The sequence below is a fragment of the Acinetobacter nosocomialis NIPH 2119 genome, from assembly GCF_000368085.1.
Classification (GTDB): Bacteria; Pseudomonadota; Gammaproteobacteria; order Pseudomonadales; family Moraxellaceae; genus Acinetobacter; species Acinetobacter nosocomialis.
Genome location: NZ_KB849239.1, coordinates 2,974,445 through 2,991,640 on the forward strand (window position 1 = coordinate 2,974,445; position 17,196 = coordinate 2,991,640).

General features: G+C 40.1%; 18 protein-coding genes. 5 read left to right on the forward strand and 13 right to left on the reverse strand.

What is annotated here, in order from left to right; all coding sequences use genetic code 11:
• Position 1: 1 nt before the first annotated feature.
• Positions 2–1,105 carry an alanine racemase gene (gene alr, locus F984_RS17750; protein WP_004711116.1) on the reverse strand — a complete coding sequence of 368 codons (1,104 nt, stop codon included), beginning with the start codon at positions 1,103–1,105 and terminating at the stop codon, positions 2–4.
• 21 nt (positions 1,106–1,126) lie between these two features.
• On the reverse strand, positions 1,127–2,392 hold the full coding sequence (locus F984_RS17755) for a D-amino acid dehydrogenase (RefSeq protein ID WP_001263980.1): 1,266 nt from the start codon (positions 2,390–2,392) through the stop codon (positions 1,127–1,129).
• A gap of 136 nt (positions 2,393–2,528) precedes the next feature.
• Between F984_RS17755 and F984_RS17760 the strand changes: the two genes are divergently transcribed.
• Complete coding sequence (locus F984_RS17760; RefSeq protein ID WP_001247568.1) at positions 2,529–2,996, forward strand: Lrp/AsnC ligand binding domain-containing protein; 468 nt, start codon at positions 2,529–2,531, stop codon at positions 2,994–2,996.
• A 40-nt stretch (positions 2,997–3,036) separates the two neighbouring features.
• Here F984_RS17760 and F984_RS17765 read toward each other — a convergent pair whose 3' ends face one another.
• A complete protein-coding gene (locus F984_RS17765; protein WP_004711118.1) occupies positions 3,037–4,182 on the reverse strand; it encodes an acetyltransferase domain-containing protein in 1,146 nt (381 codons plus the stop codon).
• A gap of 74 nt (positions 4,183–4,256) precedes the next feature.
• Between F984_RS17765 and F984_RS17770 the strand changes: the two genes are divergently transcribed.
• Entirely contained in the window at positions 4,257–6,347 is a 2,091-nt protein-coding gene (locus F984_RS17770; RefSeq protein WP_004711120.1) for a TonB-dependent receptor, read from the forward strand.
• A gap of 46 nt (positions 6,348–6,393) precedes the next feature.
• On the opposite strand, the gene F984_RS17775 is transcribed toward F984_RS17770, so the two are convergent.
• The 7 genes from F984_RS17775 to F984_RS17805 all read right to left on the reverse strand — a co-directional run bounded on the left by F984_RS17775 (position 6,394) and on the right by F984_RS17805 (position 11,823).
• A complete protein-coding gene (locus F984_RS17775; protein WP_004711122.1) occupies positions 6,394–6,774 on the reverse strand; it encodes a nuclear transport factor 2 family protein in 381 nt (126 codons plus the stop codon).
• A gap of 25 nt (positions 6,775–6,799) precedes the next feature.
• Positions 6,800–7,180 carry a ribonuclease E inhibitor RraB gene (locus F984_RS17780; RefSeq protein ID WP_002050544.1) on the reverse strand — a complete coding sequence of 127 codons (381 nt, stop codon included), beginning with the start codon at positions 7,178–7,180 and terminating at the stop codon, positions 6,800–6,802.
• Between the two features lie 111 nt (positions 7,181–7,291).
• Positions 7,292–7,957, reverse strand: a complete 666-nt coding sequence (locus F984_RS17785) for an RluA family pseudouridine synthase (RefSeq protein ID WP_004711124.1) — start codon at positions 7,955–7,957, stop codon at positions 7,292–7,294.
• A gap of 111 nt (positions 7,958–8,068) precedes the next feature.
• Positions 8,069–8,770: a DUF1003 domain-containing protein gene (locus tag F984_RS17790; protein WP_004711125.1), complete on the reverse strand. Its 702-nt coding sequence runs from the start codon at positions 8,768–8,770 to the stop codon at positions 8,069–8,071.
• Between the two features lie 80 nt (positions 8,771–8,850).
• On the reverse strand, positions 8,851–9,354 hold the full coding sequence (locus tag F984_RS17795; RefSeq protein ID WP_004711127.1) for a DUF2867 domain-containing protein: 504 nt from the start codon (positions 9,352–9,354) through the stop codon (positions 8,851–8,853).
• Positions 9,355–9,841: 487 nt separating this feature from the next.
• Entirely contained in the window at positions 9,842–11,041 is a 1,200-nt protein-coding gene (locus F984_RS17800) for an MFS transporter (RefSeq protein ID WP_004711130.1), read from the reverse strand.
• Between the two features lie 197 nt (positions 11,042–11,238).
• Positions 11,239–11,823, reverse strand: coding sequence for a TetR/AcrR family transcriptional regulator (locus F984_RS17805; RefSeq protein WP_004711132.1), 585 nt, complete (start codon positions 11,821–11,823; stop codon positions 11,239–11,241).
• 243 nt (positions 11,824–12,066) lie between these two features.
• Between F984_RS17805 and F984_RS17810 the strand changes: the two genes are divergently transcribed.
• Complete coding sequence (locus F984_RS17810) at positions 12,067–12,768, forward strand: SDR family NAD(P)-dependent oxidoreductase (RefSeq protein WP_004711133.1); 702 nt, start codon at positions 12,067–12,069, stop codon at positions 12,766–12,768.
• Positions 12,769–12,865: 97 nt separating this feature from the next.
• On the opposite strand, the gene F984_RS17815 is transcribed toward F984_RS17810, so the two are convergent.
• Positions 12,866–14,095, reverse strand: coding sequence for a beta-ketoacyl synthase N-terminal-like domain-containing protein (locus tag F984_RS17815; protein WP_004711136.1), 1,230 nt, complete (start codon positions 14,093–14,095; stop codon positions 12,866–12,868).
• Between the two features lie 681 nt (positions 14,096–14,776).
• Here F984_RS17815 and F984_RS17820 point away from each other — a divergent pair.
• Positions 14,777–15,061: a hypothetical protein gene (locus F984_RS17820; RefSeq protein WP_004711139.1), complete on the forward strand. Its 285-nt coding sequence runs from the start codon at positions 14,777–14,779 to the stop codon at positions 15,059–15,061.
• Positions 15,062–15,253: 192 nt separating this feature from the next.
• Positions 15,254–15,598, forward strand: a complete 345-nt coding sequence (locus tag F984_RS17825; protein ID WP_004711142.1) for a hypothetical protein — start codon at positions 15,254–15,256, stop codon at positions 15,596–15,598.
• Positions 15,599–16,321: 723 nt separating this feature from the next.
• On the opposite strand, the gene F984_RS17830 is transcribed toward F984_RS17825, so the two are convergent.
• Positions 16,322–16,897, reverse strand: coding sequence for a DUF4126 domain-containing protein (locus F984_RS17830; RefSeq protein WP_004711148.1), 576 nt, complete (start codon positions 16,895–16,897; stop codon positions 16,322–16,324).
• Positions 16,898–17,021: 124 nt separating this feature from the next.
• Entirely contained in the window at positions 17,022–17,156 is a 135-nt protein-coding gene (locus F984_RS22970; protein WP_001983336.1) for a zinc ribbon-containing protein, read from the reverse strand.
• Positions 17,157–17,196: the final 40 nt, after the last annotated feature.

Sequence of the window (17,196 nt, forward strand, 5' to 3'; positions counted from 1 at the left end):
CTTATACCTGATTAATAAATTGAACACGGGCGGTGACAGCACACATCAGTTCATAACCCACCGTACCGGATGAAACTGCAACATCGTCTATAGGTAGAACAACGCCTGTACTTGATTGCCCCCAGAGCACCACTTCACTACCGACTTTGGCACTATCAATACCCGTTAAATCAACTGCCAACATATCCATACTGACGCGGCCAACTGTACGCGTGCGTACTGAGTCCACTAAAACCGGAGTACCTGTTGGCGAAATACGTTGATAACCATCGGCATAGCCGCAAGCCACAATCCCAATCGTCATGGGTTGCTCTGCGACAAAGTTTGAGCCATAACCTACGCTTTCATTCGGTTCTAAATGCTGAACGGAAATAATTTCACTGCGTAAGCTCATAGTCGGCTGTAAGCCCCAATCTGCAATACTATGCGTTGGGTAATCTGGCGAGCTGCCATAGAGCATGATGCCACTGCGGGCATAATCTGATTTGAGCTGGTCTTGATAGCGCAAAATTGCCGCACTATTACTTACCGATCTTTCACCTGGTAAATCCTTCACAATTTCTTCAAAGGCAGTAATTTGATAATCAATACCTTGCTGACCGAAACGCTCGCCATCTGCATCTGAAAAATGCATCATGTGCGTAATCTTGGACACATTTGCCAAGTTATTTAAACGTTCCCAAGCTTGAACATAGTGTTGTGGTTTAAAACCAAGACGGTTCATACCACTGTTCATTTTCAAGAAAATATCAAATTGAGCTGGATAAGGATGCTTTTCTACCCACTCGATTTGCGCTTCACTATGAACGGTGAAACTGAGTTGATACTGCACACATTCAAATAAATCTTGAGGAGAGAAAACTCCTTCGAGCAATAAAATTGGACCTGTCCAACCTAGAGCACGAATTCGTTTTGCTTCATCAAGATCAAGTAAGGCAAAGCCATCTGCTGCTTTAAATGCTTCATAAACACGTTCAATTCCGTGTCCGTAAGCATTGGCTTTTACAACAGCAAAGATCTTACTGTTTGGCATAGCCTTGCGCACCACCGCCAAGTTATTTTGTAAAGCTTGACGGTGGATCACTGCGGTAATAGGACGAGGCATGATTTACTTTCCTAACGTCCGTTAAGCCGCATGTGCGTGTGAATAACGCTGGATTGAAAGACCATCGGTACTGATATCAGTCTTATGATTCAATACGATGTCACTGATTAATTTTCCTGAACCACACGCCATGGTCCAACCTAAGGTGCCATGACCTGTATTCAAGAACAGATTTTTAAAGCGAGTCGCACCAATAATTGGGGTACTGTCTGGTGTCATTGGACGTAAACCTGTCCAGAAAGACGCCTGTGCCATATCGCCGCCCGGGAACAAGTCTTGAGTCACCATTTGCAAGGTTGCACGGCGGTCTTCGTTTAGACCCAAATTGAAACCGCTTAACTCTGCCATTCCACCTACACGAATACGTTGGTCAAAACGAGTAATCGCGATTTTATAGGTTTCATCAAGCACTGTAGATTGCGGAGCAAAAGCTGGGTCAACAATAGGAATCGTCAACGAGTAACCTTTCACAGGATATACAGGCAACTGTAGATCAAGTGGTTTCAAGAAATCACGTGAATAGCTACCAAACGCTAAGACATAACGATCTGCTGTTAAAACTTTACCATTAACTTGAACGCCCTTAATTTGGTCGCCTTCAACAATCAATTTTTCTACGTTCTGATTAAACTGGAAGTTAACACCCAACTCTTTGGCAATTTGAGCTAAAGCATTGGTAAATAAATAGCAGTCGCCTGTTTCATCATTTGGTAAGTGTAAACCACCCACGAGTTTATCTTGTGCATTTGCTAAAGCTGGTTCTACACGACCAAGCTCGTTGCCATTTAATAACTCGTAGCTTACGCCGCACTCTTCAAGCACGCTAATGTCGCGTTGAACCGCTTCCATTTGTGCTTCTTTACGAAATAGCTGCAAAGTACCTTTAGCGCGGTTTTCGTAGTGAATACCCGTATCTTTTCTGAGTTCACGTAAACAGTCACGGCTGTATTCAGCCACACGCATCATACGTTCTTTGTTCACGGCATAACTTTGCGGATTACAGTTTTTCAGCATTTGCGCCATCCACTGTAATTGCCACATGCTGCCATCTAAATTAATCGCAAGCGGTGCATGGTGTTGGAACATCCATTTCACAGCTTTAAAAGGAATTCCTGGTGCTGCCCAAGGGGTCGAATACCCAGGCGAAATTTGGCCTGCATTACCAAAACTTGTTTCTTCAGCAGGACCTGACTGGCGATCGAGAACAGTAACCTCGGCTCCTTGTCGAGCCAGATAATAGGCACTTGCCACTCCAATAACGCCGCTACCTAGTACAATTACGCGCATTTCCATTCCCTCACGCACACCAGTTTATTTCACTAGTATATTTCTGCTTCAATAGTTTATTTCACTGTTTTTCAGGCTATAATCTAGGTAATTTTATGTTTTTCTCGCGAGAATTTTAAAAAAAGAGGAAATATCTATGCGCCCGTTAGATCGTATAGATCGCATGATTCTGGATATTTTGCAGCGTGAAGGACGAATTGCGATTAGTGAATTGGCATCGAGAGTCAACCTCTCTACCACCCCCTGTTCAGAGCGTGTAAAACGCCTTGAACGCGATGGCATTATTATGGGTTATTACGCCCGCCTAAACCCCGCCTACGTAGACCGCAATCTGCTGGTCTTTTTAGAAATTAAGTTATCTGCCAAATCTGGTGACGTATTTGATCAGGTGGCCAGAGACTTAGTTGAGATTCCTGAAGTGCTTGAATGCCACCTAATTTCAGGCGAATTTGACTACCTTGTAAAAGCGCGTTTAAAAGAAATGAGTGCATACCGCCGTTTATTGGGAGATCTATTAAAGAAACTTCCTGCTTCGGCATCTTCACATAGTTATGTGGTCATGGAAGAAGTGAAAGAAACCCTATACTTAGATGTAAGTAAGTAAAGCGAGCATTCTTGAACTCGCTTTACTCACCTTTTGGAAATTAAAAATATTTTAAAATCGAAATATGCTTGTTTTGATGTTTGAATTTCGAGAACCACTTAACCGCTGGATAGAGTGCAAAAGACAGTACAATCTTGATTAGCCACAGCATCCATACATGGCCGACCGACAAATAGCTCCCATAGTTAGCTCCCCACATACTTAGCGCAAATACATACATCAGTTTCAGCACATATAAATGCAGTAAATAAAAGAACATCGGCACCGAGCCGAACACGACCAATGGTTTTAGAAATGAGTATTGCTGCATACGTTCAAAAGCAGTCAGTACAATTAGTCCGATCCCAACATTTAGCAAAATAAACAGTAAAGACGGCGGATACTTGGTGAGGTTAAAAAAGCTCATGAGGCTTAGTTGTAATGACTCAAAATGCTGCCACGGATGGTCACCATAAACATTAATAAAACGCAGTAAAACAAATAACCCGATACTTGCTAAACCTAAACTAAGTAAAGCGCGGCCTCTTTGCTTTGCTGTATATTTTGAACTAAACAACTGGCCTAATACGTAGCCCAATAAAATCACACCAATCCAAGGTAAAACCGGATAGCTTGTGCGAAGCTTAATGCCCGCAAACTCAAGCCAGCCACGTTCGTGTAAAACGAACCATATATTTTGTAGAATGCCTTGTGAGAAGTGCACAGAATCTAATAAGTTGTGCCCAAAAATAATGACTAACGCTACACCAGCAAGGACTGGCAAAGGCAAACTTACACAACAAGCTAGCACCACCATGCTAATACCAATAGCCCAAATCACCTGTAAATAAATGACTTCGGGTGGAAAAGTTGCTGTCCATGCAAAGTTCACAAGGGTAAGCTCTAATACAATTAAAAATAAGCCGCGCTTTAATAAAAAAACACGTGTTTGTTGTAAGTCCTGTTTTTTTGATTGAAATAAAAATGCAGAAATACCGGTTAAAAGTACAAAAACCGGAGCACAAATATGGGCCAATAAACGACTGCCAAATAATGCTGGTTCTGTTACTGTTACGTCCATTGGATCGGTAACCTGTTTATGTAAATAGAAAGTTTCTCTTACATGGTCGAGCAACATAATGAGGATAACCAAACCACGCAATGCATCAATCGACTGTAAACGTTCAATATTTTTTTCTAAAGACATAGCAGTAATCAATAAAATAATGTAACGTTATACTATTACATTATAGTTCTTTTGTCTTTTATGGCTGATTATTTATGCAACACAAATTAGGATTGTTGTCTTCGTTGGGTCTATCATTTATATCGACATTCACTTGGGCAGAAGAAACGTCAACGGTACTTGAGACCATACGCGTTCAGGCTGAAAGTACCCAAGAAGGTGTGAGCCAAAATAGCTCGGCGACTAAATTTTCTCACGATGTTTTAGATGTCCCTTTTAACCGTGCTTATGTTTCAAAACAAATGATGGAACAACAAGACGTTCAACGGATTGATGACGCATTAAGCTTGGTGAGTGGGGTTTTTCATCAAAACAGTTTTGGTGGCGGCTTTTGGGATAACTACTCTTTCCGTGGTTTTAGTACCGACCCCAATTTAGGTGCATCCATGATCCGTAACGGCTTGAGTGTCAACCGAGGTATTAGTGCTCCCAAAGATGTCGTAAATATTGAATCTTTAGAGTTTTTAAAAGGGCCAATGGCTGCGCTATATGGACGCGGTGAAACAGGTGGTTTGCTTAATCTCAACAGTAAAAAACCACAGTGGGAAAGCGAAAGTGAAGTTAACCTACGTGCCAATACCCAAGAACAATATCGAATTAGTCTGGAACACACGGCGCCTATAAACGATGAACTGGCCTATCGTGTAGCAGTGGCTCATGAAGATAATCAAAGCTTTCGTGATCATGTCAGCAGTGAACGCTGGTTCTTTTCACCACAGCTCACATGGAAAATTTCAGACCAAACGCAACTCGACTTTGACAGTGAATTTACAGAGCATAAAGGAACCTTTGACCGTGGTGTAAGCACTGTCAATCATGAGTTTGTGATGGACCCGAAAACCTTTACAGGTGAACCTGACGATGGTGATTTGAAAATAAAAGATTACTTTTACCAATTACGTCTGAGTCACGAATTTAACCCTGACTGGAAGCTAAATAGTGCGGTTAGCTATAAAGACGCTAAAATGGTCGGCTTTGCAACCGAACCTCGTCGTATACAAGCCGATGGACGTACTTTAGAGCGTCAACGTCGCTATCGTGATTATACAAGCGAAGATGTGCTGGCTCAGACAGAGTTACTTGGCAAGCTTGATACGTCTTGGGCTCGCCATGAAATTTTACTTTCAACCGAACTTGGTCAACTCGACTACAAACAAAACCAGCTTCGTCGTAATCACAGCACAAGCTCACCAAACACAATTGATATTTACCAACCTGAATATGGCAAATATTTACCAAACCTAGCACCATTTACCAATACAAAGGAACAGCAGCGTTACTTTGCGCTTAATGTACAAGATCAGATCTTCTTTAATGATCAGTGGAGTGTGCTATTTGGCAACCGTTTTGATCAGGTCGAACAAGACTTTAAAAATCACCTGAGTCAGACTGAAAGCAACCAGACGCTTCACCAGAATAGTCCGCGTTTCGGAATAAATTTTAAAGCCTCTGACCAATGGGCGTTTTATACCAACTATGGTCGCTCATTTGCCATGAATAGTGGTATGAACCGCAATGGCCAGACTTTTGCTCCTGAAAAAGGTGAAAGTTATGAGGTCGGCACCAAATATAAAGTGAATGACCAAAGTGTGCTGAGTCTCGCCCTGTTTAAAATGAAAAAGCGAAATGTACTCACAACCGACCCAATCGACAGTAACTTTCAAACCGCAGCAGGCGAAGTGAGCAGTAAAGGAATTGAGTTTGACTTAAATAGCCAAATCACTGACCGCTGGTTCGTCAATGCCAACTACAGTTATACTGATGCTCAAATTGAAAAAGACCAAGACTTGGCAAAAGGTGCACGTCTAAGTAATGTTCCAAAACACCAAGGTGCTGTAAGTACCAATTATGAGTTTCTACAAGAAGGCTCAACAAAAGCAGGTGTAGGTGCCAACCTTACCTATGTAGGCGAGCGTAGCGGACATAACCTTGATAATGGCTTTAATTTACCAAGCTATACCCTCGTAAACCTAAATGCTTACTATGCTCCATCTGACCGCTTACGCTATCAACTGAACGTAAACAACCTATTTGATAAAACCTACTATGTCTCAAGCTATAGCGATTTATGGGTTCAGCCGGGTGAACCATTGAATGCTTCAATTTCGGCACAGTGGAAGTTTTAATTTATCTATAAAATAAAAAAGCCCGAATTATTTTCGGGCTTTTTTATTAGAACATGCCATTTTCATTTACAAGCTGTTCGGGCTGTATTTGTCCAATATCCCAAAGCTCAGCAATTTTTCCATTTTCAAAACGGCAAATATGAACCACAGCCAAAATGGTAGATTTGCCGTTCATTTGCATTTCAAGTTTCGAATGCACGGCGACCAAAGTCCCATCTTCAATGACATGTTGAACATTAAAGACTTTATTGGGATTTTCAGCCGCGCTTTCACGCATCCCTTCCTTCAAAGAAGTCGCATCACCCGCATAATAAGGATTGTGATGCTTGAAGTTAGGCGCAGTGTAATTGCTATAGGCTTCATCGACTTCGCCTGCTGCGGCAAGTTCTAGAAACCGTACCGCAATTTGTTTCTGAGATAAGCTCATGATTATCTCCTACTATTTTTAGTCCTTACTGTAACAGGTCATCTTCCTCACTCTCTTCTTCGAAGACATAGGCCATGCAGCCCCAACCATCATATTCACCCTGAAATTTTTCAGCGATGCTGGCAAACCATTGTTCCAAGTCAACAATATCTGAATACTCAGGTTCCATATTAACAAAGATGGTAATTACCCATTCATTCGGCTCAACAGAGTCATCTTGGAAAAGAGAAACTTTTTGTTCTTGGTAAAGTAAATAAAGTGCACATTGCTCTGCATTTTTTTGATCATGAAAAGCAATTGAAAATTCAATTTCATGTAGCTCTGTTAAGTCATCCCCATCTTCAACCATTTGCCAAAGTACATTGCCGTTATCGTCATCGGGAAATTGTTCGTAGTCGCGATTCATTAGATTGTCCTTGTTGTTGCTCTAATTTGTATTATTCGACATCAAGAATAACCGACTTTTATTGCAGTTTGGATATGTATTCAGTTGCGAATTGCATCAAATTTTAATTTTTTAAAAAGGCACTTGCGATTCAATCACTACATCGGTTCCTTTCAATGGATGTTGAAAAGCCAAATACGCAGCATGTAAGGCCATACGGCTTAAATGAAAACGTTTAGGTTCAGGGTGATACAGCTTGTCGCCCATAATTGGATGTCCAATGTGCATCATGTGCACACGTAGCTGATGTGAACGTCCTGTGACTGGTTCAAGTAACACTCGCGTTTGATCTGTTTTTTCATCATAAACGAGCGGTTGAAACAAGGTTTTAGCATGTTTACCCAATTCAAAATGTACAATTTGTCTTGGGCGATTTTCCCAGTCGGTAATGAGTGGAACTTCAACACTACCCTCTTGTTCGACTTGGCCTTGCACCAACGCAATATAATGTTTTTTGACTGTTCTGGCCTGAAACATTTTACTTACCGCGACTTCTGCATCACGGTGCTTGGCAAACATAAGTAAACCCGAGGTTGCCATATCTAAACGATGCGTCACTTTAGCCAAAGGGAACTTTTCCAGTACCCTTAAATAAGCACTGTCATGATGCTCAGGTAACCGGCCCATGACCGACAACAAACCCGCAGGTTTATCAACCACAATCAAATCGTCATCTTCAAATAAAATGGAAAGCGGATCTTGTGGTGGAGCGTAAACAAAGTTGTCGTTTAAAGGCATGGTCTTAGAAACAGCAATGGAGCATGACGGCAAATCATAAAGAAATTTCAGACCTACCGCAAAAACAATCTATAAGCTATCATCATGTTCCACGTGAAACTCGAAAAATCTTTATCGCTTTTTATTCATTTCCGCTAAAAGATCGAGCTGAATTTCTTGAATATGCGCAAGCCTTTCCCACTGATGCGATAAAAGATGGTCCATTTTTTCATGCAAATGGCGTATCTCAAGTTCCGCTTTTAAATTAATTTGATAGTCATGTTGGGAGCGCAGCCGATCTTTGGCTTCTTGACGATTTTGACTCATCATAATAATAGGTGCCTGAATTGCGGCTAAACATGACAGCACTAAATTCAGTAAAATAAAAGGATAAGGGTCGACAGGACGTACCACCATCACGACTGTATTTAATACTATCCAACCTGTTAAAAAGATCGCAAAACAAATAAGGAAAGACCAACTTCCGCCAAATGATGCAATCTTATCTGCTAACTTTTCTCCAAACGTCCACTTTTGATCAAAATCAGATTCGGTATTTCGGCTAATTAATTCATGGCGTTGCATACTGCCAATCACTTCATTTTCTAAATTAGAGAGTTCGCCCTTTTCGGAACGTAATAATGATTGCACGTATTTAATTCGATAATCTGCCAGATCGGCTCGACAAATAAAGCTTGAGTAATTCCAATCTGGATGATCTTGGATAATTTCATCGCTAATCACATTTCGAATGACTTCACCCGAAACCAGATCTTTTAACGGGAAATTCTTTCCGCATACGGCGCATTGGCGACACTGGTTTTTATTCTCCATCTTATTCAGCTCGCAATTATAATAATAAGCATATTATATAAATGATTTCAGGCGACAACATCGTAAATAAAAATAATGCTTTAACCCAATATTTGTAAAGTTGCTGGCACTATTTTTCGATGTGCAGGAATCACCGGCATCATGTAGAGTCTTCCCAGCCAATTTTTAATATGCACCACTGTGGTTACCGTCAGTACTTGAGTCTTTTCATTCTTATAAATAGATAAAGTCACATTTAAATGCTTGTCATCATCTCCAATCACTAATTCATTTTCGGTACGTTGCCGTAAGGTGAAAATTCCAATTCGATCGCCTGCGACATACTCATTTTCTTTTTTATTCGTATCTATTTGTTTGAAACTTCCTAAGTCTTTAAGCCCAATCTTTGAAGTAATTTTATTACGCACATTCATGCTCCACTCTACCCACTCTGGAGTGTGATGGAACAGTTTAATAAGTTGCCCAAATACATTCAGGTCTGGCCGACCCAGCACAATACTCCACGAGTCGTGAAAGTAAGCATTGTTTAATTGAGATGAGATTTGACTGTCGCTAGGTAAAGCAGAAAGATAAGGCTTATTCATAGATTATATTCTTGTAAAGTATCTTTTTTTATTATAGAGAATTTTTTAGGGTGTCAAGGGAAAACATCTATGGTTTACTTCAACAATCATAACTTTGTAAGTTATAACCTTGTGCCTATAAACTTTTGATCTATAGCGTCCTAAGCCGAATCGAGACCTTTTGGGTGAGTACACACTAACGTTATACGTTTTGGTGCATGCTACTCTTTTCGATCCCTATCACACCCTTGAGATATAGTTTAGCCAGCACCCTGCGGGATTGTTTTTCTAAGAAAAGCGAATTTTTAATATTTTTGGGAATTTTTACGCCATTAGACAACTTTAAAAGAATTTATTCCCATTTACCTATAATTAGTTATATTTAAATTCCACTTTACTTCTGTTTTTCGGTTTATTTTACCAAATCATCAACTATTTTGAGCAATTAGCACCAGACTATAAAAAGTAAATTACCCTTCATTTTTTAGTCATGAAGAACAAAAGTCTTTTATGAAGAGATAAAACCATGTTTACGGGCTTGGTAAACGGTACATAATGCGATCAAGGCAAAAACTAGCATAAACCATGGAAAAGAAGCTGCCCCAAAACTTTCAAGCAGTCCTCCGCCAATCATTCCACCAAATGCGATAGCAAGGTTAAATACCGTGACCAACATAGACTGCGCTACATCTGCTTCGTGACCCGCAGAATTTGCCAAGGCTGTTTGTAATAGTGTTGGAGCCCCACCAAAAGTAACTCCCCATAACACAACACCCGCCAGTACGACAAAACTTGAAGAGCTATAAACACCCAAGAGCACTGTTGCGATAGCAAAGATAAATAAGCTTAAAAGCGTTATTTTTCTTAATGAACGATCGATAAACATGCCTGTAATGAGAATGCCGACAATTGAAGAAATGCCGAATATAAACAGGATATTCTCAACTTTGTATGTGTGCCCTGTCGAGGCCAGAAATGATGAAATATAAGTATAGAGAATGCTATGTGCCAATATCCAAAGGAAGACGACTGCTAAAACAGCTCTAATGCCCGGTATTAAAAGAACTTTTAAAATGGGTAACCTTTTCTGTGCTGACTGCCCTGCAAAATCAGGAATGCTAAACCGAATCCAGACAAATAAAATCAATGCCAGTAAAGACATGATCCAAAACACACCACGCCATTCAAACAACGTTCCCAACCATGCACCCAAAGGAACCCCAATTGATAAAGCAATCGGTTGCCCAACCCCAGCAATTGCTAAAGCTCGTCCCTGATACGATGCAGAGACCATACGTCTTACATAACCTGCTAAAAGCCCCCAAATAACACCCGCTGCCATCCCTGCAATAAAACGAGCAATCAACGTCAGCATGTAGTCATTTGATAAGGCAGTAATCGCGTTAAATAAAAGTAACCCTGCAATAGCATTGAGTAATAAGGGTCTCCGATTCCAACTACGAGTAAGACTAATTAGCGGTATTGCCGCTAAAACAGAACCTAAGGCATACACTGCTATAAGCTGTCCTGCATAAGCTTCTGAAATATGTAAGCCTTGACTGATTTGGGGCAAAAGCCCTGCTGGCATGGTTTCTGTCATAATGGTCAGAAAGCCTGCAACTGTAAAAGCCAACAGTTTCCAAATTGGTAATTGAGTAGAGAATTCATCAGTTACCTGATGAGATGTTTCATTACTCTTAGTATTCATAAAGATTTACTCTCAAATTCTTTTACAGCGTACTTACTCTGCTCTTTCTTGCTATAAGCTTGTTTTATCAGGTTAGGATAGGAAGACATTTGTTCTCCATGTGAACTAAAATCATTATTTTGGAATGATCATTCCAATTTAAGTTAAATAAAAACCTTAACTATTCAGCTCAACCATAGTTAAGGTTTAAATGAGTTTTATAAAACGTTTAAAGCAACGTCAACCACATCCATTAAATATTGCTTTCTTTGTTCAAGTGGGCTGCCTTTCCCTAAAACACGTAAACCTTGCATAGTGTTTAGAAAGAAACTTGCTAGCGCACGCGGATTTTGGGTAGAAGCGATTTCACCAGATTGTTGAGCTTTAATTAATAAACTCTCTAAAGCATGTTGAAGTTTCTGTAGGTTACTTGCAACGAATTGAGAGACATCTTCATCATGTCCAGCCAGTTCCAAACAAGCATTTGCAACAAGACAGCCTTTGTGTTCTGAATCATTCAGCTCATCTTCAACCACATTTATCAGTAATTGCCGAATCAGTGCTTTGGGTGAACCTGAACCAGCCAACAACTTCACATTGTTAAGTGTGGTTAAAATTTCATAGCGCTGTAACGCTTTTTGATAAAGCCCCTGTTTGTTTTGAAAGGTACTGTAAAGGCTACTTCTAGATAAGCCTGTACCATCAACCAAGTCTTGAACTGAAGTTGCAGCATAACCACGACGCCAAAAAACCTGCATTGCAGCATCAGCAATTTCATCGGTTTCAAATTCTTTGGTTCGCATAAAACATACTTAACAGGAACGATCGTTCCAATTAATCTATGATAGGAAGATAGAGAAGTCAAACTAAAAAATTATTTCTATAGCAAACGGTTCTTCAATTCAGAAATCACTACCCTAGGTTTTTCATATTTTTGTCTTGTTCTTTCTGCATTATTTTTAGATTTAATTTTTTCGCTTGAATACATTATAAAAACATATTATAAATTATTTCTAACCAAATAATTGGTTTTTTGGAACTTTATAATGAACAACAATATTATAATTTTTGGTTATGGAACAGGTATTTCCAAAGCCGTGGCACATAAGTTTGGTAAGGAAGGCTATAAAATCGGTTTAGTGGCGCGTAATGCTGAAAAACTTGAAAAAGCCATCTTAGAACTTAAGGCACAAGGTATTGAAGCTTATGCTTTTACATGTGATTTAGCGGTTCTTGAAGATATACCAAACCTAATTAAACGCATTAAAGATCAATTAGGAGAGATTAAAAATATTCATTGGAATGCTTTCCATGATATTGAAAGCAATATCTTAAAAACCCCTCCACTAGAGCTTACTAAAAGCTTTCATATTCGTGTTTCGAGCTATATTGCGACGGTACAAGCTTGCTTAGGTGATTTAGAGAAGAACCACGGTAGCATTTTATCGACAAACGGAATTTTTGCTTTCGATGCAGTGGGTATCGACTTGGTTGCCAAAGAATATTCATCGTTAGCAACCACCGCTGCCGCTCAATACAAAGCCACCAACTTGCTTGCTCATAGTCTTGCTGACTCAAATGTTTATGTGAGCCAAGTGATTGTAAATGGTTTTGTAGATGGAACCCCAGAAGCGAAGGATAAAACCTACGCGGTACATCCTGAAACAGTTGCAGATCAGTTCTGGTACCTACACCAACATAAACAAGAAACTGTTTCTCTTTGTGGAGAAGCCATTCAAGCTGCTTAAACTATTTCTGATGAGAGAAAAAGCGTAATCCATTACGCTTTTCTTAACTTTTTAAATTTATTCTTTTTCTCACGCCCATATATATTTCGAGTTTAAATTACCCTTCCCATTTTCTAAAAACCAGACAGGTATTTACCCCACCAAAACCAAAGCTATTACTCATGACTGTTTTGAGTTCGGTTTCTCGGCTCGTTTGAACAATATCGAACTTTTTAGCTTCTTCGCGTAGTTCGGTAATATTAATACTCGGCGCAATAAAGTTATTTTGCAGCATTAAAATAGAATAAATCGCTTCGTGTACGCCTGCTGCCCCCAAACTATGCCCAGTCATCGACTTGGTCGAACTGAGTGGCGGGACTTTTTCGCCACCAAAAGCTCGCTCTATGGCCAATAGTTCGGGAATGTCGCCTGCCGGCGTTGAAGTACCATGCGTGTTGATATAGTCGATGGTTTCACAGCCGTTTTGCTTGGCTTCTGCGAGTGCCAGTTTAATGCAACGTGTCGCGCCTTCACCGCTCGGGGCCACCATATCGACACCGTCACTATTGGCAGCGTAGCCAACCACTTCTGCCAAAATTTTTGCTCCGCGTTTTTGGGCATGGCTTAAAGACTCTAAAACCACCATGCCACCGCCGCCAGCGATCACAAAACCATCGTTATCGACAGAATATGGGCGTGAAGCGGTTTCTGGTGCGTCGTTGTATTTAGAGCATAATGCGCCCATTGCATCGAATATTGCCGTTTGCGACCAATGGTCTTCTTCGCCACCACCCGCCAGCATGAGGTCTTGTTTACCAGCGGCAATAAGGTGATAAGCATAACCAATTGCATCGGCTGAAGTCGCACAGGCACTTGCGATCGATTGAGATACGCCTTTTAAGTTAAAGGCACGCGATAAGTTAGAGCTAATGGTACTGGTGAGGTAGCGTGGTGCTAAATCGGGCGATACCTCGCTTGCGCCTTTTTCTTTTAAGGTGTGCAGCATGTCGATGATAGACGCTGTTGAGGTACCGCCTGTTCCCCCAATCACGCCATATTTTGAGTTGTTGGCAATGTCATTTACATCAAGCTCGGCATGTTGTAACGCATCGAGTGCCGAGTTGTAGGCGTACATCGCGCAAACGCCCATGTGTTTTTTTAGTTCTGGATTGATATTTTCAAAATTCATTTCGGCAGTGGCGCTCACATGACTCCGAAAGTTTAGTTTTGCATAGACATCGTTATAGCGAATGCCTGAGCGGCCTGCTTTTAAGGACTCGGTTACTGTTTCTAATGTATTTCCAATACAAGAATTAATTCCCATACCTGTGATGACAACTCGTTCCATTCTTATCTCTATAAAAACGACAAAAATAGATCTTAACAATCAAGTTCTTTTTTGGAACTGGCAAAATATTTCTATATTTATTATTTTTTCTCATCAAATATAAATAAAAAGTTAATAATAATTCTGTTATTTTAAAAACATATTTAGTTTTATTATTAAATCAAAAATATTTTAAATATTAAATTGACGTATTTAAAATCACCGATTATTATCTCGTTGCTGGCCTACATTGCCAGACGGTTTTAGCAGACCGTAACCTCGTAGCGGTTTATAGTACAATCTATAAGTCGTTAGACCCTTGCGTCCCCTTTTCTTTGCGGTAGGACGGGAGGGGGACGCCCCGCGCGTGCTGGTTCTACGAGGCCAGTCTGCTAACCCCCTTTCGTTCTACCACCCTAATTAATTCGCGGTAATCTGGTGGTAGAACTCCATTTTTTAAGGAGTTGGCCATGACATTTTTTAATCTCGTTTTCTCTGTTTTTTAACTATTTTATTGATTTAAAATTTGGGTTTTTACGCCTTATTTTTTTAAATTTATAAACTAACTTTATTTTAAAATTTTAATTATTTTATTTTCCTGTATTTATAGGAGGATTAACTTTTATTTAAAAAATTATTTTAACTTCCCAAGAAATTATATTTTTTATTTTAGTTATAGATATAAATACTCATGAGAATAATATGAAAATTTATAAACCCTTTTTGGCTTTAAGTTTCATAGTCGGTAGCTTAGGTGTGGCAGGTTGTAGCCTTCATGCCCAACAGGAGTTTGAAAAAATTTGCCTGTCGGGTGGGCATAGCGAGGCCAGTTGTGACTGTATTTACCAGCAACTTGAAAAAGCTTATTCCCCGAAAATGATGAAGCGCCTAGAACATGTCAGTTTGCAAAGTCCTGTTCTCCCACGGGACTTTGCCCCTACTTTTTTAAGCACCATGCAGCGGTGTGACAAAAGTAGTCTGGGCTAAGCTTTGGCTTAGCTCTTTATCTCTGTGTCGCAATGGTGTTGTACTTTAAATCAGCGCAAAAAATTAAAGTCTGTTGTGGCACAGAGGCCTAAGTTGTTTGATTTGCCGATCTAGCATTTTGAAAAATCAGATTAATTTTATAACCAATCCAGTTATGCTGTGCTTACATTCAACTTTTGAACATTTATTAGAATGAACTACACATGGGATGAATTTGAGCAAAGACTTATCACATATAGAGATGTAAGGATTGATCTGGCAAGAGTTTTAGATGCGTATGAGCTTCAAATAAAAGAACTTCTTCAAAAAATTCAATTGTTAGCTTATGAAGAATCTTTACCTATATTTAATCAGTTATATGAAATACAAGATCATTTAGCTACTGCCAAGTTTCGCTATGACCTCGACCTAAATGAAGCTTTAGATATATTCGTTTATCAGTTCGATAGAGATGACAAAGCGTTTATAAGCCAATATTGGTACAAAAAATTCAAGCAAAACAAAGATATTCTTTGGCCTTTACCTCAAAATGAATAGTAGCTTGTACGTTTTATCCTACAAACTTTTAAGGTTTTTGCGGATTGGCGATGCCCTGCTTTTTTCCTATTATGAACTCATACAGGAACAGGATGTTCCGGAACATAAAACAACAATAATAGGTTCATGCATCAGGATCGTGAGATACGACAGGAGTCATATCTAGTACCCAAATACGAAAAAGCCCAACAGGATGTTGGGCTTTTTTTATATCTGAATATTTATGAGTTTTTCTTTAAGTCTTCAATATAAGTGGTTGTGCTGCCATCCCAGTAACAATGTATACAACGTCCCTCTTCAAAAACGTGCTCACAATTTGCATATCCATAAATTATAGAAGCACATTCAGGACACAACGAAGCCATGCTAGATTTACTTTTTAAATACTGGCTTCCGCACTCATCACATTTTTCACAATCACTCAGCATGGATATATCTCGGTTTAAAACAATACCATGAGAACATAATGATAAATTAAAAGGCAATCTTGTACGTTTTATCCTACAAACTTTTAAGGATTTTGCGGATTGGCGACACCCCTCTTTTTTCCTAATATGAAGTCATACAGGAACAGGATGTTCCGGAACATAAAACAACAATAATACGTTCAAGCACCAGGAGCGTGAGATACGACAGGAGTCATATCTAATCACCAAATACAAGAAAGCCCGACAGGATGTCGGGCTTTTTTTATGCTTATTAAAAATTGATATTTAGACGAACCTACAAGGGACTATGCGCCTGTTCTTGCTTTTTATGGCGAATCCAACGTACCACCCAAATAACCGCAATCAGCACCACTATTGCCACAAGCGCGGGCACTAACATGGCAGAAACCGAAAGTAAGATTGCGCCAATCCACTCCCCTGTCGCAACTATAAAGTTCCCTAAGCCACCTGTGGTTGCAGTTGAAACACCGCGTGCAGCGACGGTACTCATTTGCACCACACCTGCCGTACCACCACCTACAATAATCGCTGCCGCCCAACTGGCAAACTGAGACATTTCTCCACTACTGACCGCCATTGTCGTTAACGTACCCGCAATCATCGCCGCAGGAGTTGCGACTGTGTCTAAGGCGTTATCGACCCACGGAATATAGTAGGCTGCAATTTCACACACCGTTGCCACACCTAAGGCCAAACACACCGATGGCAGCGCTAACCATTCAAAACCTTTCGATGGCTCAAACCAGCCCATCATGGTGGCAATGCTCATGACCAGTAGCGGCACAAACACGCGAAAACCGCAGGCAGCGCTCAGACCCACGCCAATACATAAACCCAATATAGTTTCCATAACGGTTTCCTTTTTCATGCCCATCACGGGTCTTGTTATGTAAGTCTTATTTTTAAATTAACAAAAAAGCCCCATCGGGTGACAGGGCTTTTTGTTAAATGCGAACGCAAATATTATTTCATTCTTAACGTTTAAATTGTGTACAGTAGCATTTCGTGCAAGGTGGTAAAGGGTCGGTATTAATTTCTAAAAACACTCTATGTCCACACTGAGCACAGAAATAGAAGCCTGTTCCGGGTTTTTCGCCAGCTGTTACCATGATTACATTCCTATAATCGTATATATATTAAACAGGAATA

Bases quoted from the DNA above. Each gene is read 5' to 3' on its own strand.
- F984_RS22970 (WP_001983336.1), bottom strand. From the start codon at position 17,156: ATGGTAACAGCTGGCGAAAAACCCGGAACAGGCTTCTATTTCTGTGCT.
- F984_RS17800 (WP_004711130.1), bottom strand. From the start codon at position 11,041: ATGAATACTAAGAGTAATGAAACATCTCATCAGGTAACTGATGAATTC.
- F984_RS17755 (WP_001263980.1), bottom strand. From the start codon at position 2,392: ATGCGCGTAATTGTACTAGGTAGCGGCGTTATTGGAGTGGCAAGTGCC.
- F984_RS17760 (WP_001247568.1), top strand. From the start codon at position 2,529: ATGCGCCCGTTAGATCGTATAGATCGCATGATTCTGGATATTTTGCAG.
- F984_RS17795 (WP_004711127.1), bottom strand. From the start codon at position 9,354: ATGAATAAGCCTTATCTTTCTGCTTTACCTAGCGACAGTCAAATCTCA.
- F984_RS17820 (WP_004711139.1), top strand. From the start codon at position 14,777: ATGAAAATTTATAAACCCTTTTTGGCTTTAAGTTTCATAGTCGGTAGC.
- F984_RS17830 (WP_004711148.1), bottom strand. From the start codon at position 16,897: ATGGAAACTATATTGGGTTTATGTATTGGCGTGGGTCTGAGCGCTGCC.
- F984_RS17815 (WP_004711136.1), bottom strand. From the start codon at position 14,095: ATGGAACGAGTTGTCATCACAGGTATGGGAATTAATTCTTGTATTGGA.
- F984_RS17810 (WP_004711133.1), top strand. From the start codon at position 12,067: ATGAACAACAATATTATAATTTTTGGTTATGGAACAGGTATTTCCAAA.
- F984_RS17805 (WP_004711132.1), bottom strand. From the start codon at position 11,823: ATGCGAACCAAAGAATTTGAAACCGATGAAATTGCTGATGCTGCAATG.
- F984_RS17765 (WP_004711118.1), bottom strand. From the start codon at position 4,182: ATGTCTTTAGAAAAAAATATTGAACGTTTACAGTCGATTGATGCATTG.
- F984_RS17780 (WP_002050544.1), bottom strand. From the start codon at position 7,180: ATGAATCGCGACTACGAACAATTTCCCGATGACGATAACGGCAATGTA.
- F984_RS17825 (WP_004711142.1), top strand. From the start codon at position 15,254: ATGAACTACACATGGGATGAATTTGAGCAAAGACTTATCACATATAGA.
- alr (WP_004711116.1), bottom strand. From the start codon at position 1,105: ATGCCTCGTCCTATTACCGCAGTGATCCACCGTCAAGCTTTACAAAAT.
- F984_RS17775 (WP_004711122.1), bottom strand. From the start codon at position 6,774: ATGAGCTTATCTCAGAAACAAATTGCGGTACGGTTTCTAGAACTTGCC.
- F984_RS17790 (WP_004711125.1), bottom strand. From the start codon at position 8,770: ATGGAGAATAAAAACCAGTGTCGCCAATGCGCCGTATGCGGAAAGAAT.
- F984_RS17785 (WP_004711124.1), bottom strand. From the start codon at position 7,957: ATGCCTTTAAACGACAACTTTGTTTACGCTCCACCACAAGATCCGCTT.
- F984_RS17770 (WP_004711120.1), top strand. From the start codon at position 4,257: ATGCAACACAAATTAGGATTGTTGTCTTCGTTGGGTCTATCATTTATA.